The organism is Paraburkholderia sp. UYCP14C (genome assembly GCF_004197395.1).
In the GTDB taxonomy this organism is placed as follows: domain Bacteria; phylum Pseudomonadota; class Gammaproteobacteria; order Burkholderiales; family Burkholderiaceae; genus Paraburkholderia.
Window position 1 is genome coordinate 14,795 of record NZ_SELS01000008.1, and the last position, 24,769, is coordinate 39,563.

General features: G+C 64.9%; 22 protein-coding genes. 15 read left to right on the plus strand and 7 right to left on the minus strand.

Features of this window, described 5'->3' with window-relative positions:
• Positions 1-13: 13 nt before the first annotated feature.
• The 11 genes from mraY (at position 14) to lpxC (ending at position 12,787) form a co-directional block, all read left to right on the plus strand.
• The gene (mraY, locus tag EVC45_RS09470) at positions 14-1,183 is read left to right on the plus strand and encodes a phospho-N-acetylmuramoyl-pentapeptide-transferase (RefSeq protein ID WP_129957744.1); all 1,170 of its coding nucleotides are present in this window, start codon (positions 14-16) and stop codon (positions 1,181-1,183) included.
• 25 nt (positions 1,184-1,208) lie between these two features.
• Complete coding sequence (gene murD / locus EVC45_RS09475) at positions 1,209-2,720, plus strand: UDP-N-acetylmuramoyl-L-alanine--D-glutamate ligase (protein WP_129957745.1); 1,512 nt, start codon at positions 1,209-1,211, stop codon at positions 2,718-2,720.
• The gene (gene ftsW, locus EVC45_RS09480; protein ID WP_129957746.1) at positions 2,717-3,994 is read left to right on the plus strand and encodes a putative lipid II flippase FtsW; all 1,278 of its coding nucleotides are present in this window, start codon (positions 2,717-2,719) and stop codon (positions 3,992-3,994) included. The genes murD and ftsW overlap by 4 nt, the downstream gene beginning before the upstream one ends.
• Positions 3,991-5,115 carry an undecaprenyldiphospho-muramoylpentapeptide beta-N-acetylglucosaminyltransferase gene (gene murG, locus EVC45_RS09485; RefSeq protein WP_129957747.1) on the plus strand — a complete coding sequence of 375 codons (1,125 nt, stop codon included), beginning with the start codon at positions 3,991-3,993 and terminating at the stop codon, positions 5,113-5,115. The genes ftsW and murG overlap by 4 nt, the downstream gene beginning before the upstream one ends.
• Positions 5,112-6,515, plus strand: coding sequence for a UDP-N-acetylmuramate--L-alanine ligase (gene murC / locus EVC45_RS09490; RefSeq protein WP_129957748.1), 1,404 nt, complete (start codon positions 5,112-5,114; stop codon positions 6,513-6,515). The genes murG and murC overlap by 4 nt, the downstream gene beginning before the upstream one ends.
• Before the next feature lies 1 nt (position 6,516).
• Positions 6,517-7,458 carry a D-alanine--D-alanine ligase gene (locus EVC45_RS09495; RefSeq protein WP_129957749.1) on the plus strand — a complete coding sequence of 314 codons (942 nt, stop codon included), beginning with the start codon at positions 6,517-6,519 and terminating at the stop codon, positions 7,456-7,458.
• A 23-nt stretch (positions 7,459-7,481) separates the two neighbouring features.
• The gene (locus EVC45_RS09500) at positions 7,482-8,234 is read left to right on the plus strand and encodes a cell division protein FtsQ/DivIB (protein WP_129957750.1); all 753 of its coding nucleotides are present in this window, start codon (positions 7,482-7,484) and stop codon (positions 8,232-8,234) included.
• A gap of 27 nt (positions 8,235-8,261) precedes the next feature.
• Positions 8,262-9,494: a cell division protein FtsA gene (gene ftsA / locus EVC45_RS09505; protein ID WP_129957751.1), complete on the plus strand. Its 1,233-nt coding sequence runs from the start codon at positions 8,262-8,264 to the stop codon at positions 9,492-9,494.
• A gap of 116 nt (positions 9,495-9,610) precedes the next feature.
• Positions 9,611-10,813 carry a cell division protein FtsZ gene (ftsZ, locus tag EVC45_RS09510; protein WP_008921173.1) on the plus strand — a complete coding sequence of 401 codons (1,203 nt, stop codon included), beginning with the start codon at positions 9,611-9,613 and terminating at the stop codon, positions 10,811-10,813.
• A 264-nt stretch (positions 10,814-11,077) separates the two neighbouring features.
• Positions 11,078-11,581 carry a peroxiredoxin gene (locus tag EVC45_RS09515; protein ID WP_129957752.1) on the plus strand — a complete coding sequence of 168 codons (504 nt, stop codon included), beginning with the start codon at positions 11,078-11,080 and terminating at the stop codon, positions 11,579-11,581.
• A gap of 288 nt (positions 11,582-11,869) precedes the next feature.
• Positions 11,870-12,787, plus strand: a complete 918-nt coding sequence (lpxC, locus tag EVC45_RS09520) for a UDP-3-O-acyl-N-acetylglucosamine deacetylase (RefSeq protein WP_129957753.1) — start codon at positions 11,870-11,872, stop codon at positions 12,785-12,787.
• 53 nt (positions 12,788-12,840) lie between these two features.
• Here lpxC and EVC45_RS09525 read toward each other — a convergent pair whose 3' ends face one another.
• Entirely contained in the window at positions 12,841-13,323 is a 483-nt protein-coding gene (locus tag EVC45_RS09525; RefSeq protein ID WP_129957754.1) for a DciA family protein, read from the minus strand.
• 285 nt (positions 13,324-13,608) lie between these two features.
• On the opposite strand from EVC45_RS09525, the gene secA reads away from it, so the two are divergent.
• From secA to EVC45_RS09545, 4 genes are all read left to right on the plus strand, one after another.
• The gene (gene secA, locus EVC45_RS09530) at positions 13,609-16,425 is read left to right on the plus strand and encodes a preprotein translocase subunit SecA (protein ID WP_129957755.1); all 2,817 of its coding nucleotides are present in this window, start codon (positions 13,609-13,611) and stop codon (positions 16,423-16,425) included.
• A 154-nt stretch (positions 16,426-16,579) separates the two neighbouring features.
• Positions 16,580-17,821 (plus strand): bifunctional glutamate N-acetyltransferase/amino-acid acetyltransferase ArgJ, encoded by a 1,242-nt coding sequence (argJ, locus tag EVC45_RS09535; RefSeq protein ID WP_129957756.1) that lies wholly within the window; start codon positions 16,580-16,582, stop codon positions 17,819-17,821.
• A gap of 37 nt (positions 17,822-17,858) precedes the next feature.
• Positions 17,859-18,728, plus strand: coding sequence for an ATP-binding protein (locus tag EVC45_RS09540; RefSeq protein WP_129957757.1), 870 nt, complete (start codon positions 17,859-17,861; stop codon positions 18,726-18,728).
• Entirely contained in the window at positions 18,725-19,183 is a 459-nt protein-coding gene (locus tag EVC45_RS09545) for an NUDIX domain-containing protein (protein WP_129957758.1), read from the plus strand. Before EVC45_RS09540 ends, EVC45_RS09545 begins: the two co-directional genes overlap by 4 nt.
• Positions 19,184-19,269: 86 nt before the next feature.
• Here EVC45_RS09545 and yacG read toward each other — a convergent pair whose 3' ends face one another.
• The 6 genes from yacG to EVC45_RS09575 form a co-directional block, all read right to left on the minus strand.
• Positions 19,270-19,473 (minus strand): DNA gyrase inhibitor YacG, encoded by a 204-nt coding sequence (yacG, locus tag EVC45_RS09550; protein ID WP_075643654.1) that lies wholly within the window; start codon positions 19,471-19,473, stop codon positions 19,270-19,272.
• 123 nt (positions 19,474-19,596) lie between these two features.
• The gene (zapD, locus tag EVC45_RS09555) at positions 19,597-20,352 is read right to left on the minus strand and encodes a cell division protein ZapD (protein ID WP_008921182.1); all 756 of its coding nucleotides are present in this window, start codon (positions 20,350-20,352) and stop codon (positions 19,597-19,599) included.
• Positions 20,353-20,588: 236 nt separating this feature from the next.
• Positions 20,589-21,203: a dephospho-CoA kinase gene (gene coaE / locus EVC45_RS09560; RefSeq protein WP_129957759.1), complete on the minus strand. Its 615-nt coding sequence runs from the start codon at positions 21,201-21,203 to the stop codon at positions 20,589-20,591.
• 3 nt (positions 21,204-21,206) lie between these two features.
• Positions 21,207-22,148: an A24 family peptidase gene (locus EVC45_RS09565; RefSeq protein WP_129957760.1), complete on the minus strand. Its 942-nt coding sequence runs from the start codon at positions 22,146-22,148 to the stop codon at positions 21,207-21,209.
• A 27-nt stretch (positions 22,149-22,175) separates the two neighbouring features.
• Positions 22,176-23,414: a type II secretion system F family protein gene (locus tag EVC45_RS09570; protein ID WP_129957761.1), complete on the minus strand. Its 1,239-nt coding sequence runs from the start codon at positions 23,412-23,414 to the stop codon at positions 22,176-22,178.
• Positions 23,411-24,667: a GspE/PulE family protein gene (locus EVC45_RS09575; RefSeq protein ID WP_129957762.1), complete on the minus strand. Its 1,257-nt coding sequence runs from the start codon at positions 24,665-24,667 to the stop codon at positions 23,411-23,413. The genes EVC45_RS09570 and EVC45_RS09575 overlap by 4 nt, the downstream gene beginning before the upstream one ends.
• Positions 24,668-24,769: the final 102 nt, after the last annotated feature.

Below are 24,769 nucleotides of genomic sequence, written 5' to 3' on the forward strand. Positions count from 1 at the left end.
GAAGGATCCAGGCATGCTACTGGCGCTGGCGCAATGGCTGCAGAATGACGCAAGCTTCTTGCGCGTGTTCAGTTATCTGACGTTTCGCGCGGTGATGGCGACCATCACCGCGTTGTTGATCGGGCTCGTCTGCGGCCCGGCGGTCATTCGCAAGCTGACCGCGATGAAGGTCGGCCAGGCGGTTCGCAAAGACGGCCCGCAAACTCACCTCGTCAAGTCGGGCACCCCGACCATGGGCGGTGTGCTGATCCTGCTCGGCATCGGCGTGGCCACGTTGCTGTGGGCCGATCTGACCAACCGCTTCATCTGGATCGTGATGCTCGTCACGTTCGGCTTCGGCGTGATCGGCTGGGTCGACGATTACCGCAAGGTCGTCTACAAGGACCCGCGCGGCATGTCGTCGCGCGAGAAGTATTTCTGGCAATCGGTGATCGGCCTGTTCGCGGCGGTTTATCTTGCGTTCAGCGTGTCCGAGGCGAGCAACGTGCGCGTGTTCGACCTGTTCATGGCGTGGGTGCGCAGCGGCCTGTCGATGGGCTTGCCCGCGCGCGCCGACCTGCTGCTGCCGTTCTTCAAGTCGATCACCTATCCGCTCGGCGTGTGGGGCTTCATCGTGCTCACGTATCTGGTGATCGTCGGCGCGAGCAATGCGGTGAATCTGACCGACGGCCTCGACGGCCTCGTGATCATGCCGGTCGTGCTGGTCGGCGCGTCGCTCGGCGTGTTCGCGTACGTGATGGGCAGCTCGGTCTACTCGAAATATCTGCTGTTTCCGCACATTCCCGGCGCGGGCGAATTGCTGATCTTCTGTTCGGCGATGGGCGGCGCGGGCCTCGCATTCCTGTGGTTCAACACGCACCCGGCGCAGATGTTCATGGGCGACGTCGGCGCGCTCGCGCTCGGCGGCGCGCTCGGCACGGTCGCGGTGATCGTGCGTCAGGAAATCGTGCTGTTCATCATGGGCGGCATTTTCGTCGCGGAAACGCTGTCGGTGATGCTGCAGGTCACGTGGTTCAAATACACGAAGCGCCGTTACGGCGAAGGCCGCCGGTTCTTCAAGATGGCGCCGCTGCATCACCATTTCGAATTGTCGGGCTGGAAGGAAACGCAGGTGGTCGTGCGTTTCTGGATCATCACGTTGATGTTGTGCCTGTTCGGTTTGTCCACTCTCAAATTGCGTTAAGCAGCAGTATTTAAGGAAGCAGGCGATGTTCGGCGAGAAGTTTCGGGATCGGCAAAAGCCGATGGTGCTCGTGCTGGGACTGGGTGAATCCGGTCTCGCGATGGCGCGCTGGTGCGCCAGGCACGGCTGTCGGCTGCGCGTGGCAGATACGCGCGAAGTGCCGCCGAACCTGTCCGCGCTCGAAGCGCACGGCGTCGATGCCGATTTCGTCGGCGGCGCGTTTTCGCCGGTGCTGCTCGAAGGTGTCGAGCTGGTCGCGATCAGCCCGGGACTGTCGCCGCTCGCCGCCGATCTGCTGCCGCTGATCACGGCGGCGCGCGAGCAGGGCATCCCGGTGTGGGGCGAACTCGAACTGTTCTCGCAGGCGCTGCGCACGCTCGGCGAATCGGGCTACGCGCCGAAGGTGATCGCGATCACCGGCACCAACGGCAAGACCACGACGACCAGCCTGACCGGCCTGCTGTGCGAACGCGCGGGCAAGAAGGTCGCGGTGGCGGGCAACATCAGCCCGTCGCTGCTCGACAAGCTGTCCGAAGCGATCGACCAGACCGCGCTGCCCGACGTGTGGGTGCTCGAACTGTCGAGCTTCCAGCTGGAGACCTCGCACACGTTTACGCCGGACGCGGCGGTCGTGCTGAACATCACGCAGGACCACCTGGACTGGCACGGCGGACTCGACGCATACGCGGCCGCGAAGGGCCGCATCTTCGGTACTCGGACAGTGCGCGTGCTGAACCGCGACGACGCGCGCGTGATGTCGCTCGCGCCGGCTAGCGGCGACGCGGAGGTTGTCACGTTCGGCGTGACCGAGCCGAACAACGACGGTGATTACGGCTTGCTGCGCGACAACGGCATGGTGTGGCTCGTCGAAGCGCAAGACCGCGACGCGAGCGATGAGCCCACGACGAAGCGCCGTCGCAAGAACGAAACAGCCGCAACGCCCGACATCGTGTTGAAGCGTCTGATGCCCGCCGACGCGCTGCGGATCCGCGGTCTGCATAACGCCGCGAACGCGTTGGCCGCGTACGCGCTCGCCCGCGCGATCGGCCTGCCGGGCGCGCCGCTGCTGCACGGCCTGCGCGAATACCGCGGCGAGCCACATCGCGTGGAGCTGATCGCGTCGATCGACGGCATCGACTACGTGGACGACAGCAAGGGCACCAACGTCGGCGCGACGGTCGCCGCGCTGGACGGCTTGGCGCAACGTGTCGTGCTGATCGCCGGCGGCGACGGCAAGGGCCAGGAATTCGAGCCGCTCGCAGCTCCCGTGATGCGCTGGTGCCGCGCGGTGATGCTGATCGGCCGCGACGCGCCGCAGATTCGCGCGGCGCTCGAACATTGCGGCGTCGCGATGACCGATCACGCGACGCTCGAAGACGCGACGCGCGCGGCGACTGCGCTCGCGCAGCCCGGCGATGCGGTGCTGCTCTCGCCCGCGTGCGCGAGCTTCGACATGTTCAAGGGTTACGCACACCGCGCGGCGGTATTCCGCAGCACGGTCGAAGAGATCGCGGCCGAACGGGGGGCGATGATATGAGCTGGTCGGAACGTTTCGGCTCGCGCGAAGCCGCCGGCGGCAACGGCACCGCCGCAGGCACGTCTACCCGCACGTCCAGCCGCACGGGCGGCAGCGGTCTGGCGAGCGCGGTCAACGGCGTGCGGCCGCTGCGCTCGCGCATGCTCGACTACGATCACTCGCTGCTGTGGGTGGTCGTCGCGCTGCTCGGGCTCGGCATCGTGATGGTGTACTCGGCGTCGATCGCGATGCCCGATTCGCCGAAGTACTCGTCGTACCGCGATTGGGCGTTTCTCGTGCGCCAGATCATCTTCGTGCTGATGGGCGCGGCGGTCGGCGTCGCGTCGTTCCGCATTCCGATTTCGACGTGGGACAAGTACGCGCCGAAGCTCTTCCTGATCTCGCTCGTCGCGCTCGTGATCGTGCTGATTCCGCACGTCGGCAAGGGCGTGAACGGCGCGCGCCGCTGGATTCCGCTCGGCATCACGAACATGCAGCCGTCGGAAATCATGAAGCTCGCGGTGACGATCTACGCGGCGAACTACACGGTGCGCAAGCAGGAATACATGCACAGCTTCGCCAAGGGCTTTCTGCCGATGGCGGTCGCGGTCGGTCTGGTCGGCGCGCTGCTGCTGCTCGAACCCGACATGGGTGCGTTCATGGTGATCGCGGCGATCGCGATGGGCGTGCTGTTCCTCGGCGGCGTGAACGGCAAGCTGTTCGGCGGTCTCGTCGCGACCGCGGTGGGCACCTTCACGTTGCTGGTGTGGGCGTCGCCGTGGCGTCGCGAGCGGATCTTCGCGTACCTCGATCCGTGGGACGACCGCTACGCGCAGGGCAAGGCGTATCAGTTGACGCATTCGCTGATCGCGTTCGGACGCGGCGAGTGGTTTGGCGTCGGTCTCGGCGGCAGCGTCGAGAAGCTCAACTATCTGCCGGAAGCGCATACCGACTTCATTCTCGCGGTGATCGGCGAGGAACTGGGTTTCGTCGGCGTGCTGGTCGTGATCCTGATGTTCTACTGGATCGTGCGCCGTTCGTTCGAGATCGGCCGTCAGGCACTCGCGCTCGATCGCACGTTCGCGGGTCTCGTCGCGAAGGGCGTCGGCATCTGGTTCGGCGCGCAGACCTTCATCAACATGGGCGTGAACCTCGGTCTTCTGCCGACCAAAGGTCTCACGCTGCCGCTCGTCAGCTATGGCGGGTCGGGCATTTTGCTGAACTGCGTGGCGATTGCGGTGCTGATGCGAGTCGATTATGAGAATCGTGTGTTGATGCGTGGGGGCAAAGTATGACGGCTCTGCCACAACGCACGCTGATGGTGATGGCCGGCGGCACCGGGGGACACGTGTTCCCGGGGCTCGCGGTCGCGCATCTGATGCAGGCATGGGGCTGGAAAGTCGTATGGCTCGGCAACCCCGCGGGCATGGAGGCGACGCTGGTACCGAAGCACGGCATTCCAATGGAGTACGTGCGCTTCGGCGGCGTGCGCGGTAAAGGTCTAAAGACCAAGCTGATGCTGCCGGTGAACCTGCTGCGCGCGTGCACGCAGAGCCTCTCGGTGCTGCGTCGCGTGAAGCCCGACGTCGTGCTCGGCATGGGCGGCTACATCACGTTCCCGGCGGGTCTGATGACCGCGCTGAGCGGGTGCCCGCTCGTGCTGCACGAACAGAATTCGATCGCCGGTCTCGCGAACAAGGTGCTCGCGAAGCTCGCGAAGCGCGTGCTGGTCGCGTTTCCGAATGCGTTGCCGCATGCCGAATGGACCGGCAATCCGATTCGTGAGGAACTTGCGCGCGCGAATGCACCCAAAGCACGCTACGCGCAGCGTAATGGTCCGGTGAACGTGCTCGTCGTGGGCGGCAGTCTCGGCGCCGCCGCGTTGAACGAAGTCGTGCCGCGCGCGGTCGCGCTGCTTGACCCCAACGAGCGGCCGCGCATCGTGCATCAGGCGGGCGCCAAGCATATCGACGCGCTGCGCGAGAACTATGCGGCCGCAGGCTTGCAGGCAGGCGCGGACGTCTCGCTGGTGCCGTTCATCGACGACATGACGAGCGCCTATGCGCAGGCCGATCTGGTGATCTGCCGCTCGGGCGCGATGACGGTGTCGGAGATTTCGGCGGTCGGCGTCGCGGCGCTGTTCGTGCCGTTCCCGTACGCGGTCGACGATCACCAGACCACTAATGCAGCGTTCCTCGCCGACAACGGCGCGGCGCTGGTCGTGCAACAACGCGACCTGTCGGCGGAAAAGCTCGCCGACTGGTTGCGCAGCCAGACGCGGGAAAGTCTCGCGGCCATGGCGGAGCGTTCGCGCTCGCTCGCGAAACCGGATGCCACCGAACAGGTCGCGCAGATCTGCGCGACGGTGGCGGGTGCGGGTTCGACGGCGGGCGTGAGCCCAGAAGGAAAGCAATGAAACACATCGTCAAACACATTCATTTCGTCGGCATCGGCGGCGTGGGCATGAGCGGCATCGCCGAAGTGCTGGTCAATCTCGGCTATCAGGTGAGCGGCTCGGACCTGTCGGGCAACGCGGTCACGGAGCGTCTCGCCGGGCTCGGCGCGCGCATTTCGATCGGCCATGCGGCGGAGAACATCGAAGGCGCGAACGCGGTGGTGGTGTCGACCGCGGTGCGCAGCGACAACCCGGAAGTGCTGGCCGCTCGTCATCGCCGCATTCCGATCGTGCCGCGCGCGGTGATGCTCGCGGAGCTGATGCGTCTGAAGCAGGGCATCGCGATCGCCGGCACGCATGGCAAGACCACGACCACGTCGCTGGTCGCGAGCGTGCTCGCAGCGGGCGGGCTCGATCCGACCTTCGTGATCGGCGGGCGGCTGATCAGCGCGGGCGCGAATGCGCGCCTCGGCACCGGCGACTTCATCGTCGCCGAGGCGGACGAATCGGACGCGTCGTTCCTGAACCTGTTCCCGGTGATCGAAGTCATCACGAACATCGACGCCGATCATATGGACACCTATGGTCACGACTTCGCGCGTCTGAAACAGGCGTTCATCGAATTCACGCACCGTCTGCCGTTCTACGGCATCGCGGTGCTGTGCGTCGACGATCCGAACGTGAAGGAGATCCTGCCGTTCGTGTCGAAGCCGATCATCCGCTACGGTTTCGCGGCCGATGCGCAGGTGCGCGCGGTCAACGTCGAAGCGCGCGAAGGCCGCATGCATTTCACCGTGATGCGCGAGGACGCGGCGCCGCTCGACGTCACGTTGAACCTGCCGGGCGAGCACAACGTGCAGAACGCGTTGGCCGCAATTGCAATTGCGACTGAACTTGAAGTGAAAGATGCCGATATCCAGCGAGCGCTCGCGGATTTCAACGGCGTCGGCCGACGCTTCCAGCGCTACGGCGAAGTGCCGGTCGTCAGCGACGGCGAGGCCGTGGGCTCTTACACGCTGGTGGACGACTACGGTCATCACCCGGTCGAAATGGCCGCCACGGTGGCGGCGGCGCGCGGCGCATTTCCGGGCCGTCGTCTGGTGCTGGCGTTCCAGCCGCACCGCTTCACGCGCACACGTGATTGCTTCGAGGATTTCGTGAAGGTGCTGTCGACCGTCGACGCGCTCGTGCTGACCGAAGTCTATTCGGCCGGCGAAGCGCCGATCGTCGCGGCCGACGGGCGCGCGTTGGCGCGCGCGCTGCGCGTGGCGGGCAAGGTCGAGCCGGTGTTCGTCGATACGGTGGATGAAGTGCCGGACGCGCTCTCTACGGTGGTGCGCGACGGCGATGTGGTGATTACGATGGGCGCGGGTTCGATCGGCGGTGTGCCGGTTCGACTCGCTCAGGAACAGAAGGTGTGAGATGAGCAGTATCGATCCCAAACAATTCGGCAAGGTTGCAGTGCTGCTCGGCGGTAATTCCGCCGAGCGCGAGGTGTCGCTCAATTCCGGGCGTCTGGTGTTGCAAGGTCTGCGCGACGCGGGCGTCGACGCGCATCCGTTCGATCCGGCCGAGCGTCCGCTCTCCGCGTTGAAGGATGAAGGCTTCGTGCGCGCGTTCAACGCGCTGCATGGCGGCTACGGCGAGAACGGCCAGATCCAGGGCGCGCTCGATTTTTATGGCATCCGCTATACCGGCAGCGGCGTGCTCGGCTCGGCGCTCGGTCTCGACAAGTTCCGCACCAAGCTCGTGTGGCAGCAGCTCGGCATTCCGACGCCGCCGTTCGAAGCGGTGCTGCGCGGCGACGACTACGCAGCGCGCGCGCAAGAGATCGTCGCGAAGCTCGGTCTGCCGCTGTTCGTGAAGCCGGCAAGCGAAGGTTCGAGCGTCGCCGTGATCAAGGTGAAGAGCGCGGACGCGTTGCCGGCTGCGTTGATCGAAGCCGTGAAGTACGACCGCATCGTCGTGGTCGAGAAGAGCATCGAAGGCGGCGGCGAGTACACCGCGTGCATCGCCGGCAATCTGGACCTGCCGGTGATCCGCATCGTGCCGGCCGGCGAGTTCTACGACTACCACGCGAAGTACATCGCCAACGACACGCAGTATCTGATTCCGTGCGGTCTCGCCGCCGAAGAGGAAGCGCGCCTGAAGGTGCTCGCGCGCCGCGCGTTCGACGTGCTCGGCTGCACCGACTGGGGCCGCGCGGACTTCATGCTCGATGGCGAAGGCAAGCCGTACTTCCTCGAAGTGAACACGGCGCCCGGCATGACCGATCACTCGCTGCCGCCGAAAGCGGCGCGCGCGGTCGGCATCAGCTATCAGGAACTGGTGGTCGGCGTGTTGGCGCTGACGCTGCAGGATTAACCAAGGTAACCGCAAGCAAGCCCATGTGGAACAACGTTCGCCAGCTCAATCTCGCCACCAACGCGCTGCACGCGTTGCTGGTGCTCGTGCTGCTGGCGGCGGGCGGTTACTGGCTGATCCAGCGCCCGAATTTCGCGCTGCGCGAGATCCAGATCGACGGCGATACCGAGCACATCAATTCGCCGACGGTGCGCGCCGGCGTCGTGGGACGCCTGAAGGGCAACTTCTTCACGGTCGATCTCGACGTTGCGCGTCAGGCGTTCGAGCAGATGCCGTGGGTGCGTCACGCGAGCGTGCGGCGCGTGTGGCCGAATGCACTGGCTGTCACGCTCGAGGAGTACAAGCCGCTTGGGACGTGGGGCAGCGATCAGCTCGTGAGCGTCGACGGCGAGCTGTTCACCGCGAACCAGGGCGAGCTCGACGAAGACCTGCCCGCGTTCGACGGTCCGGACGGCACGGCGAAGGAAGTCGTCGCGCGGTATCACGACTTCCAGAAGTGGTTCGCGGCGATCCACGAGGCGCCCGAGGAAGTGACGCTGTCGCCGCGCTACGCGTGGACGGTGAAGCTGTCGAACGGCACGCAGGTCGAGTTGGGCCGCGAACGCAATCAGGACACGCTGGCCGATCGCAGCAAGCGCCTGACCGCGGCATGGAGCGCGGTGACGCAACGTTGGGGAAAGGATATCGAGTATGCGGACTTGCGCTATCCGAACGGTTTCGCGATTCGTGCCGCTGGCATGCGCTTCATCAGCGAACCCGACAAGGGCAAGAAGTAAACGGACATCACACGCACTGAGCACGCTATGAGTAAAGACTATAAAGATCTGCTGGTCTCCCTCGACATCGGAACGGCGAAGGTGGTGGCCATCGTCGCCGAGTTGAAGGGCGAGGGTCACTATGAGGTGATCGGTCTCGGGCAGAGCGAATCGAAGGGGCTCAAGAAGGGCGTGGTGGTGAACATCGAAGCCACCGTGCAGTCGATTCAGCGCGCACTCGAAGAGGCTGAGCTGATGGCCGACTGCAAGATCACGAATGTGTTCACGGGCATCGCCGGCAGCCATATCCGCAGCTTCAATTCGAGCGGCATGGTCGCGATCAAGGAGAAGGAAGTCACGCAGGCGGATGTCGCGCGCGTGATCGAAACGGCCAAGGCGATCAACATCCCGACCGACCAGCAGGTGCTGCATATCCTCACGCAGGAATTCATCATCGACGGTCAGGAAGATGTGCGCGAGCCGATCGGCATGAGCGGTATCCGCCTCGAAGTGAAGGTGCATATCGTCACCGGCGCGGTCAGCGCGGCGCAGAACATCGTCAAGTGCGTGCGCCGCTGCGGCCTCGAAGTGAACGATCTGATCCTGCAGCCGCTCGCGTCGTCGCTCGCGGTGCTGACGGAAGACGAAAAGGAACTGGGCGTGGTGCTGGTCGATATCGGCGGCGGCACGACCGACATCGCGATCTTCAGCGAAGGCGCGATCCGCCATACGGCCGTGATTCCGATCGCCGGCGACCAGATCACCAGCGACATCGCGATGGCGCTGCGCACGCCGACGCCGGATGCCGAAGACATCAAGGTCGACTACGGCATCGCCAAGCAGGCGCTCGCCGATCCGGACGAGATGATCGAAGTGCCGGGGCTCGGCGAGCGCGGTCCGCGCACGTTGTCGCGCCAGGCGTTGGCGGCCGTGATCGAGCCGCGCGTCGAAGAACTGTTTTCGCTCGTGCAGCAGGTGGTGCGCGAGTCGGGTTACGAAGAACTGCTGAGCTCCGGCGTCGTGCTGACGGGCGGCGCGTCGATGATGATCGGCATGGTCGAGCTCGGTGAGGACATTTTCCTGAAGCCGGTGCGCATTGGCGTGCCGGAGTATGCGGGCGGTCTCGCCGACGTCGTGCGCAATCCGCGCTATTCGACGGCGATGGGCCTGCTCGTCGAAGGCCGCTCGCAGCGGATGCGCGGGCGCAAGGTCGCGGTGCAGTCGGGGTCGATGGGACAGGTGTTCTCGCGTATGAAGGACTGGTTCCTCGGCAACTTCTGACCACAGGTTTCGAGAAATTCGCGCTGGTGCCGGCGGCTGGTGCGCGACAGGGGGTTGCCCGATCTCCTGCCGGATAACGCCGAGTGGCAGTAACTTTTTATCTTGACGGAGGCAACATGGAATTCCAGATGCTGGAAACCGAAACGAACGGCACCATCATCAAGGTCGTCGGAGTCGGTGGCGCTGGCGGCAATGCCGTTCAGCACATGATCAACAAAGGCGTGCAAGGCGTCGACTTCATCGTGATGAACACGGACGCGCAGGCGCTGTCGCGTTCGCGCGCCACCGCGGTGATCCAGCTCGGCAACACGGGTCTGGGCGCAGGCGCCAAGCCGGAAATGGGCCGCGCTGCCGCTGAAGAAGCACGCGAGCGCATCGCCGACGCACTGCGCGGCGCGCACATGGTGTTCATCACCGCCGGCATGGGTGGGGGCACCGGCACGGGCGCGGCACCGGTCGTGGCGCAGATCGCCAAGGAAATGGGTATTCTGACCGTCGGTGTGGTCAGCAAGCCGTTCGAATTCGAAGGCGGCAAGCGTATGCGCGTGGCGGAAGCCGGTTCGCAGCAACTGGAGGATCACGTCGACTCGCTGATCGTCGTGCTGAACGACAAGCTGTTCGAGGTGATGGGCGACGACGCCGAGATGGACAAGTGCTTCCAGTGCGCTGACGACGTTCTGAACAACGCGGTTGCGGGCATTGCGGAAATCATCAACGTCGACGGTCTCGTCAACGTCGACTTCGAAGACGTGAAGACCGTGATGGGCGAGCAGGGCAAGGCGATGATGGGCACGGCGACGGTCGCCGGTGTCGATCGCGCGCGTCTCGCGGCCGAGCAGGCCGTCGCGAGCCCGCTGCTGGAAGGCGTCGATCTGTCGGGCGCGCGCGGCGTGTTGGTCAACATCACGTCGAGCCGTTCGCTGCGTCTGTCGGAAACGCGCGAAGTGATGAACACGATCAAGAGCTATGCCGCGGAAGATGCAACCGTGATCTTCGGCGCCGTGTACGACGACGCGATGGGCGACGCGCTGCGCGTGACGGTCGTGGCAACGGGTCTGGGCCGCGCGGCGAAGAAGCAGCAATCGGCACCGATGACGCTGCTGCGTACCGGCACCGACAACCAGCCGATCGGCGCGATGGCGCATGCGGCGTACGCACCGGCAGCGGGCCACGCCAGCACGGCCGACTACGGCGCGCTCGACACGCCGGCAGTGTGGCGCACGTCGCGCGACACCGCGGCCTCGCACGTGCAGGCGCTGCAGGAAAAGGGCGTCGATACGTACGACATTCCGGCATTCCTGCGCAAGCAGGCGGACTGAGCGCACGGGCAGGCTTCGTTGCCGCGCTGCGAGTTGTATCGCAGGTGCAGCGCTGGCGGACGAATGCACGAGCGTGGCGGGTGAACGGCAAGCAGGTCGCGTATCGTCTGATTCGCGGCAGGGGCAACTGCCCTCTGCGGATTCGCGAAACGGACGGAGTGACTGCCGCCGAACGGCGTGGCCTATAGTTGAACTGGCCGAGCCGATATTCACTGCGACACGAGGACGTGCGAGCGTGCTTCGCATCGATGCAAAGGACTGAGCATGATCAAGGAAGGTGAAAAGCTGCCCGACGCGACGCTCTTCGAGTATGTCGAAGACGACCGGGCGGGCTGCACGATCGGACCGAACAGTTTCGACGTGCGCGAGCAGACGGCGGGCAAGCGCGTGGTGATCTTCGGATTGCCCGGCGCATTCACGCCGACCTGTTCGGCCAAACATGTACCGGGCTATGTCGAGCAGGCTGAGCAGTTGCGCGCTGCCGGCATCGACGAAATCTGGTGCGTGTCCGTCAACGACGCGTTCGTGATGGGCGCGTGGGGACGCGATCAGCACACCTCGGGCAAGGTGCGCATGATGGCGGACGGCAGTGCGGCTTTCACGCGGGCGCTTGGTCTGGAGCAGGATCTGTCGGCGCGCGGCATGGGGATTCGTTCCCTGCGCTACGCGATGGTGGTCGACGACGGCGTGGTCAAGACGCTGAACGTCGAGGCTGCCGGCAAATTTGAAGTCAGCGATGCAGCGAGTATTCTCGCTACGTTGAGCTAGTTGCTGACGTCGCACCTTCGCCGCGACCCCGCACGCTTATGCTGCGTGGCGCCACGGCAACGGTGATTGCGACGCTTTTGTGACAGGCCGTTACGCGGGCCGATGACCGGAAACGCCTCCGTTCCGGGGCATCGGCCCGTCACGCTTTCCGTCGCTGTGCCCAGTGGGTAATGCAGCGAAACAGATTGTCACGTTCCCCGCAAAGACGCTGGTCAGGGGATTGGAGTATAATTCGCGCTATGGAATAAAAAATCCTGATTAGGATTTTCAATCGAACAGAAGACCACCATGTTGAAGCAGCGCACAATCAAATCGATCGTCAAGACCGTCGGCATCGGGTTGCACTCCGGCCGTAAGGTCAATCTGACGCTCCGCCCGGCGGCGCCGGGCACTGGCATCGTGTTTTCGCGCGTGGATTTGCCCACGCCGGTGGACATTCCTGCGTCGGCGATGGCGATTGGCGATACGCGTCTGGCTTCCGTGTTGCAGAAAGACGGCGCGCGCGTGTCGACCATCGAGCATCTGATGTCCGCCTGCGCCGGTCTCGGCATCGACAACCTTTACGTCGACGTCACCGCCGAAGAAATCCCGATCATGGACGGCAGCGCGGGTTCGTTCGTGTTTCTGATCCAGTCGGCGGGCATCGAAGAGCAGAACGCGCCGAAGAAATTCATCAAGGTCACGAAGCCGGTCGAAATCCGCGACGGCGACAAGTTCGCGCGCCTCGATCCGTTCTTCGGTTTCAAGCTCAAATTCACGATCGACTTCCGTCATCCGGCCGTGGACAAGACCGGCCAGGCGCTGGAAGTGGATTTCGCCAACACGTCGTACGTCCGCGAAATCGCGCGCGCCCGCACGTTCGGCTTCGCGCATGAAGTGGAAATGATGCGCGAGCTCGGCCTTGCGCGCGGCGGCAGCATGGACAACGCGATCGTGCTCGACGAGTACCGCATCCTGAACAATGACGGCCTGCGTTACGACGACGAGTTCGTCAAGCACAAGATGCTCGACGCGATCGGCGACCTGTACGTGGTCGGTCACCCGCTGCTCGCGTCGTACACCGCGTACAAGTCGGGCCACGGTCTGAACAACGCGCTGCTGCGCGAGCTGCTCGCGCATGAAGACTCGTACGAAATCGTCACCTTCGACGATTCGCAAAAGGCACCGCGCGGCTTCGCGTACGAAACGCAGACGGCGTTCGCGTAACGCCGGCGACAGGCAAGCAAATGAAAAACGGCCCCTCGGGGCCGTTTTTTCGTTCAGCGATTGCGCCGATGCCGCGCGGCCATGCGCGCGAGCGCTTCCTGCAGCGGCGACGGCTCGAGCGATTCGCTCAACGCCTGCAGCGCGGCGGCGCCGGCCGGCGTCATGCGCGCCTGCTTGGCTGGCGGCGGTTCCTTCAGCGGCTGCGGCCGCACGCGGATCTTCAGCGCCTGCACGGGCCAGCCGCGCTGCTGCAAATCCGCCAGAAGTCGAGGCTCCAGATGCCGCAGACGCGCCGCGAGCGCATTGTGCGCGGCGAACAGGGCCAGCACGCCCTCCTTGATGAAGCCCGGCTCGACGCTCGTCGCCAGATAATCGGGCAGCAGCTCGCGCAGATCCTTCTCGAGCGCGGCGATCTGCTCGACGCCCGCGCGCAACGCCGCGAACGCGTCCGTGCGGCCGAGTACCTCGGCGAGCGGTTGCGGGCGGCGCAGATCGAACTGCTTCGGCGGCCTTGAAAAGGACGAAAAACGGCTCATGTTTGGGATTGACGACGTGAGCCCGCCCCATGCGCGCTCACGTCGCGATTGTACCGTGCGGGCAGCTTGCGAGGCCGGTCCGTGGCGCGCTGGAGGTTGCCGGGCGGGGCTGGCGGAGGTCGGCTCGGTCACGGCTGCGACACGAGCGCAGCCGGAGGCGCGTGCTAAAATGCCCGATTCGAATTCACTCTTGGACTAAGCCGCCGAGGACTTTCCGACCCAGGCGCGGTATGCGCGAAGCGCACACCGCGAGCCAGCCGAAGCCGCGACGCAGACACCGATCCGATGACCACCGGTTTTCTACAGAAGATTTTTGGCAGCCGTAATCAGCGGCTAGTCAAGCAATATCAAAAGACCGTCGCGGCGATCAATGCGCTCGAGCCGCAGATCGAGCAATTGACGGATGACCAACTGCGCGCCAAAACGGGTGAATTCCGCCAGCGCGTTGCGAGCGGCGAATCGCTCGACAAGCTCCTGCCGGAGGCGTTCGCGGTTTGCCGCGAGGCCAGCAAGCGGGTGCTGAAGATGCGCCACTTCGACGTGCAGCTGATCGGCGGTATGGCGCTGCACTACGGCAAGATCAGCGAAATGCGCACCGGCGAGGGCAAGACGCTCGTCGCGACGCTGCCGGTCTACCTGAATGCGCTGTCGGGCCGTGGCGTCCACGTGGTCACGGTCAACGACTACCTCGCGCAGCGCGACGCCGAATGGATGGCGCGTCTGTACAACTTCCTCGGTCTGTCGGTCGGTATCAACCTGTCGCAGATGGAGCACACGGCGAAGCAGCAAGCCTACGCCGCCGACATCACCTACGGCACCAACAACGAATTCGGCTTCGACTACCTGCGCGACAACATGGTCTACGAGACCGACGCGCGCGTGCAGCGCAGCCTGAACTTCGCGGTCGTCGACGAGGTGGACTCGATCCTGATCGACGAAGCGCGTACGCCGCTGATCATCTCCGGCCAGGCCGAAGACCACACCGAACTCTACGTGCGCATGAACGCGCTGCCGCCGCTTCTCGAGCGCCAGATCGGCGAAGAGAAGGCGGACGGTACCGGCGTCGAGAAGCCGGGCGACTACACGCTGGACGAAAAGGGCCGTCAGGTATTCCTGACCGAGTCGGGCCACGAAAAGGCCGAGCGCCTGCTCTCCGAGTGGGGCCTGATCGGCGAGGGCGAAAGCCTGTACGCGCCGCAGAACATCACGCTGATGCACCATGTGTACGCGGCGCTGCGCGCACACACGCTGTTCTTCAAGGACCAGCACTACGTCGTGCAGAACGGCGAAGTGATCATCGTCGACGAATTCACCGGCCGTCTGATGGCCGGCCGCCGCTGGTCCGACGGTTTGCACCAGGCGGTCGAGGCGAAGGAGCACGTGAAGATCCAGAGCGAGAACCAGACGCTCGCATCGATCACGTTCCAGAACTACTTCCGCATGTACGCGAAGCTGGCCGGCATGACCGGCACGGCCGACACCGAGGCGTACGAATTCAACGAGATCTACGGTCTCGAAACGGTCGTGATCCCGACCAACCGTCCGCCGAAGCGGATCGACAAGCAGGATCAGATCTACAAGACCGCGAAGGAACGCTACGATGCGGTGATCCGCGACATCCGCGAATGCTTTGAACGCGGTCAGCCGGTGCTGGTCGGCACGACGTCGATCGAGAACTCCGAGCTGCTGTCGCATCTGCTGAAGCAGGCCGGCTTGCCGCACGAAGTGCTGAACGCGAAGCAGCACGCGCGCGAAGCGGCGATTGTCGCCGAAGCGGGCCGTCCGCAGCGCATCACGATCGCGACCAACATGGCCGGCCGTGGTACGGACATCGTGCTCGGCGGCAACGCCGAGAAGCAGGCGTCGTTTATCGAGCAGGACGAAACGCTCGCCGACGACGAAAAGCAGCGCCGCATCCAGAAGCTGCACGACGAATGGCAGACGCTGCACGATCAGGTGAAGGCCGCGGGCGGTCTGCACATCATCGGCACCGAGCGTCACGAGTCGCGCCGGATCGACAACCAGTTGCGCGGCCGTGCCGGCCGTCAGGGCGACCCGGGTTCGTCGCGCTTCTATCTGTCGCTGGAAGATCCGCTGCTGCGCATTTTCGCGGGCGACCGGGTGCGCGCGATCATGGACCGCCTGAAGATGCCGGAAGGCGAGGCGATCGAAGCGGGCATCGTGTCGCGCTCGATCGAATCGGCGCAACGCAAGGTCGAAGCGCGCAACTTCGATATTCGTAAGCAATTGCTCGAATACGACGACGTCTCGAACGACCAGCGCAAGGTGATCTACCAGCAGCGCAACGAATTGCTCGAAGCCAACGACATCACCGAGACCATCACCGCGATGCGTCATGGCGTGATTTCCGACATCGTGCATCAGTTCGTGCCGGTGGGCAGCATCGAAGAGCAGTGGGACGTGCCCGAGCTCGAGGAAGTGCTGCGCAACGAATGGCAGCTCGACCTCGCGATCCAGGAAATGATCAACGAGTCGAACTCGATCAGCCCGGACGAAATTCTCGAAGCGGTCGAGGCCGCGGCGGACGAGGGCTACGAGGCGAAGGTCCAGCTGGTCGGCCGCGAATCGTTCAGCGCGTTCGAGCGCTCGATCATGCTGCAGACGCTCGACCGCGCATGGCGCGAGCATCTGGCCGCGCTCGATCATCTGCGTCAGGGCATCCATCTGCGCGGCTATGCGCAGAAGAACCCGAAGCAGGAATACAAGCGCGAGGCGTTCGAACTGTTCGCCGCGATGCTCGACGCCGTGAAGCTCGAAGTCACGCGCATCGTGATGAACGTGCAGATCCAGTCGCCGGAGCAGCTCGAAGCGGCCGCGGAGCAGATGGAAGAGCAGGGCTCGCATCTGGAGAACGTCGAGTTCCGTCATGCCGAATTCGCGGAGGCCGGCGCAGCCGCGCCCGTCGCGGCCGAAGCGGCCGCCGCCGCGATGATCGGCGACGCGATGAGCCACGGCCACGGCGCGGCGCCGCAGGCGGCCGTGCACATGAACACCGACAACGTGCCGAAGGTTGGTCGCAACGACCCGTGCCCGTGCGGCAGCGGCAAGAAGTACAAGCAGTGCCACGGCAAGATCGCATAATTGCCGACACGGCGCGCTTTCGGGCGCGCCGCGTCGTTTTTGAGCGACGCTTGGCCGTTTTGATTTCGCGGGTGACCCGGCAACACACCCGGGTCATCAGTTCCGTTTCCCCGATGCCGGCGCCCGCCGGCATTTTCTTCGACAGGTCGCGACCATGGCTGTCAACTTTCCCTCGATCGATCCCGCTCAACTCCACCCCGTCGCCGGCGTCACGCTCGGCTGGGCGGAAGCGAACATCCGCAAGCCGAACCGCAAGGACGTGCTCGTCATTGCCGTCGACGAAGGCGCGACGGTAGGCGGCGTGTTCACGCAGAACCGTTTCTGCGCGGCGCCCGTCACGGTCTGCCGCGAGAACCTGCAACGCGTGCGCGCGGGCGGCAAGCCGATTCGCGCGCTGGTCATCAACACCGGCAACGCGAATGCGGGCACCGGTGAGCCGGGCCTCGCGGCGACGCGCGAAACCTGCGCGGAACTCGCGCGTCTCGCCGACATCGCGCCGGAGCAGGTGCTGCCGTTCTCGACCGGCGTGATTCTCGAGCCGCTGCCGGTCGATCGTCTGAAGGCCGGCTTGCCGGCCGCGCTCGCGAACCGCAAGGAAGCGAACTGGTACGACGCTGCGCAGTCGATCATGACGACCGACACGCTGCCGAAGGCGGTCTCGCGCCAGGTCACGGTCAACGGCCACACGGTCACGCTGACGGGTATCAGCAAGGGCGCGGGCATGATCAAGCCGAACATGGCGACCATGCTCGGCTTCCTTGCGTTCGACGCAGCCGTCGCGCAGCCGGTGCTCGACGTGCTCGTGAAGCATGTCGCTGACCGCTCGTTCAACTGCATCACGATCGATGGCGATACGTCGACCAACGATTCGTTCATCCTGATCGCGTCGGGCAAATCGAGCCTGCCCGCGATCACGTCCACCGATTCGCCCGCTTATGCAGCGCTGCGCGATGCGGTGACCGAGGTCGCCCAGAGCCTCGCGCAACTGATCGTGCGCGACGGCGAAGGCGCGACCAAATTCATGACCGTGCATGTCGAAGGCGGCTCGAGCGTCGGCGAATGCCGTCAGATCGCCTACGCGATCGGCCACTCGCCGCTCGTGAAGACGGCCTTCTATGCGTCGGACCCGAACCTCGGCCGCATTCTCGCGGCCATCGGCTATGCCGGCGTCGACGATCTCGACGTCGGCAAGATCGATCTGTATCTGGACGACGTGCTGGTCGCGACTGCCGGCGGCCGCAACCCGGCCTACCGCGAAGAAGACGGCCAGCGCGTGATGAAAAAGAGCGAGATCGGCATTCGCGTCGTGCTCGGCCGCGGCAATGCGCAAGCCACGATCTGGACCTGCGATCTGTCGCACGACTACGTGAGCATCAACGCCGACTACCGCTCGTAATCAGGTTCAAAGCACGGCCGCTGGCCGCCTACTTACCATGGACAAACTCGAACAGTTTCTGACCCGGGCCGAAGCCGTGCTCGGCCGCCTCGAAGCGATGCTTCCGCCCGCCGCACCGGACATCGACTGGTCGGCCGCGGTCGCATTTCGCTGGCGCAAGCGCCAAGGGCGCGGCTACCTGCAGCCGGTGCCCGCCATTTCGTCGATCACGCTCGACGACCTGCAGAACATCGATCGCCAGAAAGGGCTGATCGAACAGAACACGCGCCAGTTCGTGCGCGGCAAGCCGGCCAACAACGTGCTGCTGACAGGCGCGCGCGGCACCGGCAAGTCGTCGCTGATCAAGGCGTGTCTGAATGCGTACGCGAAAGACGGCCTGCGCCTGATCGAAGTGGACAAGGACGATCTGCACGATCTCGGCGATATCGTCGATCTGATCGCGAAGCGGCCGGAGCGTTTCGTCGTGTTTTGCGACGACCTGTCGTTCGAAGAGGGCGAGTCGGGCTACAAGGCGCTGAAGGTCGCGCTCGACGGCTCGGTCGCCGCGCAGTCCGACAACGTGCTGATCTACGCGACCTCGAACCGCCGCCATCTGCTGCCCGAGTACATGAGCGACAACGAGACGTACAAGCACACGTCGGACGGCGAGATACATCCGGGCGAACTGGTCGAAGAGAAGATTTCGCTGTCCGAGCGTTTCGGGCTGTGGGTCAGCTTCTATCCGTTCAAGCAGGACGACTATCTGACGATCATCGCGCACTGGCTGCGCCATTTCGGTTGCGACGACGCCGAGATCGAATCGGCACGCGGCGATGCGCTCGTGTGGGCGCTCGAACGTGGTTCGCGCTCGGGGCGGGTCGCGTGGCAGTTCGCGCGCGACTGGTCCGGCCGTAAGACGCCGGCATGAGCGACGCTAGCAAACGCGCGGGCGATCGCGCGGGCAATAGCCCCGACACCAACGGCGCGGGCCGTCCGGTCACCGAAGTCGCGGTAGGCGTGCTGGTGCAACCGGACGGGCGCTATCTGCTCGCGCAGCGTCCGGCAGGCAAGCCGTACGAGGGCTACTGGGAGTTTCCGGGCGGCAAGCTGGAAACGGGTGAATCGGTCGAGGCCGCGCTTGCGCGCGAACTGCACGAGGAACTGGGAATCGAGGTCGAGGCGAGCCATTTGTGGCATACGCTCGAACACGATTATCCGCACGCCTATGTGCGCCTCTTCTTCTGCAAGGTGACGCAGTGGTCGGGCGAGCCGCACGGGCGTGAAGGTCAGGCCTTCGTGTGGCAGAGCTTGCCTGCCGATGTTTCGCCGCTGCTGCCGGCCACGATCCCGGTGCTGGAGTGGCTCGCAGCCGAGAAAAAGTGATTGATTGAAGGCAGTGACTGAAAAGGCCACGCGGTAACGGACGCTGTATCGGCAGCGTCGGTTCGCGTGGTTTTTTTCTGGCTCGCTCAGTGCGGGTTGTAGTCGCCGCGCGGCGTTTCTTCTTCGGACGAAGAGCCTTCCTGTTCGTTGCCGCCAATTTTGTATTTTTCGGCGGCCCATGCGCCGAGATCGATCTGCTTGCAGCGCTCGGAGCAGAAAGGACGGAAGCGGCTTTCAGGGGTCCAGCGGACATCTTTACCGCAGGTAGGACATTTGACGACGGTAGGCATACGGTCGGACGGTCAATCGCAAACGGAACAAGTAACGAATATAGGGCTATTTCGCGCCGGTTCAAAGCCGCGTTCGGTCAAATCCGGCGTGCGCTACTCAATGCAGCGGTGGTTGAGAGGCTGTTACAGGCTGCAGAGCGTCAGCTGGAACGGCACGTCGACGTCGACCGCGCGCGGCCGCAGATCGCCGTCCTGTACCGTGAAGCGCACCCACAGCATGTACTTGTTGGCGCTCGCTTCGGGAATCACGCGCAATTCCGGTGCCACGCGAACCTGCATCAACTGATACGAGCGGCCCGACAGCATCTGCTGATAGCTGCCTTGCATCGCCATCACCTTCGACGCCTGGCCCGACTCGCGTGCGAGCCGCAGCACGATCGTGGCCGCGTCGCGCAGCGGCAGAAGCGGTGTCACCCACTTTGCGATGTCCTGGCGACGCTGATCGGGATGCAACTGTTGCCATGCATAGTACGAGGGCAGGTCGAATTTGCAGGTACCACCGGGGATGATTGCGCGGCTGCGAATGCTCGCGAGCCACTCGTTGTCTGCAAGATGCTGGCCGGTCTTGCCTTGCATCTGCGTGAGTCCCGCCAGGGTCTGCTCGATTTCGCCGAGCACTGCTTCGAGCGCGTTCTGCTCGATGCCGGGATTGCCTCGAAACGGCGCGAGCGTTTGCCGCTGCCGCTCAAGCTCTTTCATCAGATCCGACTTCAGATCCGCGCGACCGGCCACTTCGGAGATTTCGAACAGCGTTGTCAGTGCGACGTGATGTTCCCGCGCGTCTTCCTGAGTCAGAAAGAACGTGAAGCGCTCGAACAGATCTTCGAGCCGCAACAGCGTCCGGATTCGCTCATTGAAGGGGTACTCGTAAAGGATCAAGCGGGCTCGCCTCGGGCGTGGTCGGTGACAGGAATGCAAAGCATTCTAATGCCGTGGGACTACCCAGGCAATCACGCACTCTTTCTGCGCGCTTTCGCAACTTTTTTGTGAGTTCCCGGTGTTATGAGCGCTTCGGCTCCCGCGTGCGCGCAAAGTTCAATGTGTCGGTGATGGCGCGTGGCGAGGGTGGGTATCTGCGTCCACGAGGTTTCGTATGCGATTGATGCCTGCTCGCGTTACAACTCGGCATCGCCCTTCGCGAGCGACAGATACGCTTGATGGTGAGCATCCACCTGCGCCTCGAGTTCTTCGAGCGACGCATTGTCATTGACGATCACGTCGTCGGCGGAGGCGAGGCGCGCTTCACGTGTGGCCTGGCGCGCGATGATCGCGAGCACCTGCTCACGGCTGAAGCCGTTGCGGCTCATCACGCGCTCGATCTGCGTGTCGACGCTGCAATCGACGGTGAGCACGCGATTCACGCGGTTCTTCCAGGTCCCGGATTCGACCAGCAACGGCACCACGACGATCACGTACGGCCCTTGTGCTTCGCGCTCTTCGCGCTCGGTTTCCGCGCGAATCAGCGGATGCGTGATGCCCTCGAGACGTTTGCGCGCGCTCTCGTCGCTGAACACGAGCGTGCGCATGCGCGCGCGATCGAGCGAGCCGTCGGCGGCGACGAACTCCGCGCCGAATTCGGCGGCGATGTGCGGCATCGCGAGGCCATGCGGCGCGGTGATGCGATGCGCGATCACGTCCGTATCGACGAGCGGTACGCCGCGCGCGGCGAACAGGTTGGCCACCGTCGATTTGCCGCTGCCGATGCCACCGGTTAGTCCTACGACGAACATACTTCAGCCTCCCAGAGCGAGGTAAAGCGGCGTGCCGACGAACAGCGTCAGCGCACCGCCCGCGGCGAGAAACGGCCCGAACGGCAGCGGCTCCTCGAACCGCATACGGCCGCGCCACGTCGCCACGAGGCCGATCACGGCACCGGCCACCGCGGCGATCAGCACGATCTGCGGCAGCGCGGGCCAGCCGAGCCACGCGCCAAGCGCGGCGAGCAGCTTGAAGTCGCCGTAACCCATGCCTTCGATGCCGCGCACGAGCTTGAATACCCAATGCACGGCCCACAACACCAGATATCCGAAGATAGCCCCGAGCACCGCATCATGCAGATTCGTGAACATGCCGTTGAAATTGACGATCAGGCCAGCCCACAACAGTGGCAGCGTCAAGGAGTCGGGCAGCAGATGCGTGTCGATGTCGATCGCGCTCATCGCGAGCAACGTTGCGCATAGGCCGAACGCGGCGAGTGCCATCAGCGTCGGGCCGAACGCCATCAGTGCGCCTGCCGCGAAAGCGGCGCTCGCGATTTCGAGCAGCGGATAGCGCGCGCTGATGTGCGTGCCGCAAGCGGAGCAACGTCCGCGTAACAGCAGGTAGCTCAGCACCGGCAAGTTCTCCCACGCGCTCAGTACATGGCCGCAATGCGGGCACGCGCTGCGCGGCACCCACAGGTTGTAGCGCACGGGCAGTCCGTCGTCGGGCTGAGGCTCGTCGGTGGTCTCGCTGATCTCGGCGCGCCACGCACGCTCGAGCATGATCGGCAATCGATGCACGACCACGTTGAGAAAACTGCCGAATACGAGGCCGAGCACGATCGCGAACGCGATCTGCACGGCGGCGGGCAGGCTCGCGAACGCGAGACCGATATCGCTGGCAAAGCGGCCTGGCAGTAAGCCCGCGAGCAGGCTGGAGGAAGTTTGTGACACGAGTGGAAGAGGAGCCTGCATGGTGATGGAGGGGATTCGGCTGCGATGCTACACCACGTTGCCGAGTTGAATAATGGGAAGATACATCGCGATCACGAGGCCGCCGACCAGCGTGCCGAGCACGACGATCACGAGCGGTTCGCACAGGCTCGATAGCGTGCCGATCCTGTCGTCGACCTGGCGATCGGCAAGCGATGCGACATCGAGCAGCATGCTGTCGAGCGCGCCGGATTCCTCGGCGACCGCAACGGGCTGCACGACCTCGGGAGGAAAGCAGTGGGCCGCGCGCATAGCCGCGGCGAGTCGTTCGCCGCGCCGCAGTCTGACCGCGATGCCTGCCGTCGCGCGATCGAAAAACGCATTGCCGGTTGCCTGCGTGAGCGAGTCGAATGCGTCGGCGAGCGGTGTGCCGGCGGACAGCAACGTTCCGAGCGCGCGACTCCAGCGAGCCGCACACAGCGTGCGCAGCAGCGGGCCAGCCACCGGCAGGCTGAGCGACATGCGCGAGAAACGGATGCGCGCGCTTGCCGAACGACGCAGCACGAACGTGATCGCCGAGCTCGTTGCGAGCAGCAGTACGAACAGCGGCACACTCCAGCGCGCGGCGCCCGCCGAGAGCGCCAGCACGAACTGCGTGGGCACGGGCAGCTTCGCGCCGAAGCCATCGAAGATCTGCTTGAACGTCGGCACGACCCACACCAGCAACGCGGCGGTTATCGCGATCGCGAGCAGCAGGATCACGACCGGATAGGTCAGCGCAGCGCGCACCTTCGCGCGCTGCGCGGCGGCGCGTTCGCGATCGTCGGCGAGGCGGCCGAGCACGGTGACGAGCGCGCCCGCCGCTTCACCCACCTCGACGAGCTGGCAATACAGCGCATTGAACTGCGCGGGGTGCCGTTGCAAGGCCGCCGAAAAGCGCAGGCCGGCGGTGATGTCGCGCGCGACAGTGCCGACGATGCGCGGCATGCCTTGCCGCTGGCCCGAGCTCGGCGCCTGTGCGAGCAGTTCGAGCGCGGGCGCGAGCGGCAATCCGGCGCGCAGCAGACTGGACAGTTGTCGCGTGAACAGCGTGACATCGGCCGCGCTGGTCTTCGGGCGCGGCGCCGGCCCTTGCGTTGCGAGTTCGAGGATAAAGAGGTTGTCGTGTTTGAGCATCGTGCGCGCGGCGCTCGCGTCGGGCGCGATCAGCGTGCCGCTGCGGCGCGTGCCGTCCGCGTCGACGCCGCGCCATCTGAAGCGCAGGTCGGCTGCGACGGGCCGTGTTGGCGAAAGCGCGGCGGTGCTCATGCAACCTCCGTGGCAGCGAGCGCTTCGGCGAGACTCGTGGTGCCGTCGCGCACGCGCGCTAGCGCTGCGTCACGCAACGTTGCGACCTGTTCGGTCTGCGCGAGGCGGCCCAGCTCGTGCGCGCCCGCGCTTGCGACGATCAGCTCACGCATCGCGTCGGAGACAGGCATCACCTGATGAATGCCGACGCGCCCCCGATAGCCGATGCCATGGCAAACCACGCAGCCGGTCGCCGCATACGGTTGCCAGCCGTCGAGCTCATGTTCGCCGAAGCCCGCGGCGTGGAGCGCCGCCGCCGAATGCGGCACGGGTGCGCGGCACGCAACACACAGTCGCCGTACGAGGCGCTGCGCGGTCACCATGCGTAGCGCGGCGGCCAGGTTGTACGGCTCGACACCGATATCGATGAGCCGTGCGATGGCTGCGGGCGCGTCGTTCGTATGCAGTGTGGACAGCACGAGATGGCCGGTTTGGGCGGCCTTCACGGCGACGTCGGCGGTCTCGTTGTCGCGGATCTCGCCGACCATGATCACGTCCGGGTCCTGACGCAGGAACGCGCGCAGCGCGACCGCGAAAGTCAACCCGGCTTTTTCGCGCACGCTGACCTGGTTGATGCCGGCAAGCTGGATTTCGGCCGGGTCTTCCACCGAGCAGAGGTTGCGCGCCTCGTCATTCAGCAGGTTCAGGAAGCAGTACAGCGACAGCGTCTTGCCGCTGCCCGTTGGTCCGGTGACCAGCATCAGACCGTGCGGCGCGCGGATCGCGGCGTCGACGGCTTCGCGCTGCCGCGGATCGAGGCCGAGCGAGTCGAGCGAAAGATCGGCGGGCAGCGCGTCGAGCCGTCGCAGCACGAGCTTTTCGCCGAATAGTGTCGGCAGCGAATTGACGCGGTAGTCCTCGAGTCGTCCTGGCGACGTCGCGAGGCGTAGCCGGCCGTCCTGCGGCACCCGCCGCTCGGCGATGTCCATGCGAGCGAGCACCTTCACCCGCGTGACGAACGCGTCGCGCAGATGCGCGGGCGGCCGCGGGATTTCATGCAGCACGCCGTCGATACGCAGGCGCACGCGCCAGCCATGTTCGGCCGCCTCGATATGGATATCCGACGCATTGCGCCGCGTCGCTTCTTGCAACGTGTCGGTCAACAGACGCACGGCTGGGGCGTTGTCCGGATCGTTCAGACTCGTTGCGCTGGATTCGCCGTCGGCAGCGAGTGGGCGCGGCAATGCCGCCGCGGAGACGAAGGGTGTTTGCATGAGAAACCGGTGATGAGCCGCCTGTAGAACATGACGGCTTCATCTTCCGGTTGCGGGCGTCCGAATGCCATTCGGCCATTCGGCTAATGGCGCGTGTCGCGA

What these genes read in the sequence shown, in the direction of transcription:
- mraY (WP_129957744.1), top strand. Translation starts at nt 14, where the DNA reads ATGCTACTGGCGCTGGCGCAATGGCTGCAGAATGACGCAAGCTTCTTG.
- EVC45_RS09515 (WP_129957752.1), top strand. Translation starts at nt 11,078, where the DNA reads ATGATCAAGGAAGGTGAAAAGCTGCCCGACGCGACGCTCTTCGAGTAT.
- EVC45_RS09575 (WP_129957762.1), bottom strand. Translation starts at nt 24,667, where the DNA reads ATGCAAACACCCTTCGTCTCCGCGGCGGCATTGCCGCGCCCACTCGCT.
- ftsW (WP_129957746.1), top strand. Translation starts at nt 2,717, where the DNA reads ATGAGCTGGTCGGAACGTTTCGGCTCGCGCGAAGCCGCCGGCGGCAAC.
- ftsZ (WP_008921173.1), top strand. Translation starts at nt 9,611, where the DNA reads ATGGAATTCCAGATGCTGGAAACCGAAACGAACGGCACCATCATCAAG.
- EVC45_RS09570 (WP_129957761.1), bottom strand. Translation starts at nt 23,414, where the DNA reads ATGAGCACCGCCGCGCTTTCGCCAACACGGCCCGTCGCAGCCGACCTG.
- EVC45_RS09545 (WP_129957758.1), top strand. Translation starts at nt 18,725, where the DNA reads ATGAGCGACGCTAGCAAACGCGCGGGCGATCGCGCGGGCAATAGCCCC.
- coaE (WP_129957759.1), bottom strand. Translation starts at nt 21,203, where the DNA reads ATGTTCGTCGTAGGACTAACCGGTGGCATCGGCAGCGGCAAATCGACG.
- yacG (WP_075643654.1), bottom strand. Translation starts at nt 19,473, where the DNA reads ATGCCTACCGTCGTCAAATGTCCTACCTGCGGTAAAGATGTCCGCTGG.
- ftsA (WP_129957751.1), top strand. Translation starts at nt 8,262, where the DNA reads ATGAGTAAAGACTATAAAGATCTGCTGGTCTCCCTCGACATCGGAACG.
- EVC45_RS09565 (WP_129957760.1), bottom strand. Translation starts at nt 22,148, where the DNA reads ATGCAGGCTCCTCTTCCACTCGTGTCACAAACTTCCTCCAGCCTGCTC.
- EVC45_RS09495 (WP_129957749.1), top strand. Translation starts at nt 6,517, where the DNA reads ATGAGCAGTATCGATCCCAAACAATTCGGCAAGGTTGCAGTGCTGCTC.
- murC (WP_129957748.1), top strand. Translation starts at nt 5,112, where the DNA reads ATGAAACACATCGTCAAACACATTCATTTCGTCGGCATCGGCGGCGTG.
- EVC45_RS09525 (WP_129957754.1), bottom strand. Translation starts at nt 13,323, where the DNA reads ATGAGCCGTTTTTCGTCCTTTTCAAGGCCGCCGAAGCAGTTCGATCTG.
- EVC45_RS09500 (WP_129957750.1), top strand. Translation starts at nt 7,482, where the DNA reads ATGTGGAACAACGTTCGCCAGCTCAATCTCGCCACCAACGCGCTGCAC.
- murG (WP_129957747.1), top strand. Translation starts at nt 3,991, where the DNA reads ATGACGGCTCTGCCACAACGCACGCTGATGGTGATGGCCGGCGGCACC.
- EVC45_RS09540 (WP_129957757.1), top strand. Translation starts at nt 17,859, where the DNA reads ATGGACAAACTCGAACAGTTTCTGACCCGGGCCGAAGCCGTGCTCGGC.
- argJ (WP_129957756.1), top strand. Translation starts at nt 16,580, where the DNA reads ATGGCTGTCAACTTTCCCTCGATCGATCCCGCTCAACTCCACCCCGTC.
- lpxC (WP_129957753.1), top strand. Translation starts at nt 11,870, where the DNA reads ATGTTGAAGCAGCGCACAATCAAATCGATCGTCAAGACCGTCGGCATC.
- murD (WP_129957745.1), top strand. Translation starts at nt 1,209, where the DNA reads ATGTTCGGCGAGAAGTTTCGGGATCGGCAAAAGCCGATGGTGCTCGTG.
- secA (WP_129957755.1), top strand. Translation starts at nt 13,609, where the DNA reads ATGACCACCGGTTTTCTACAGAAGATTTTTGGCAGCCGTAATCAGCGG.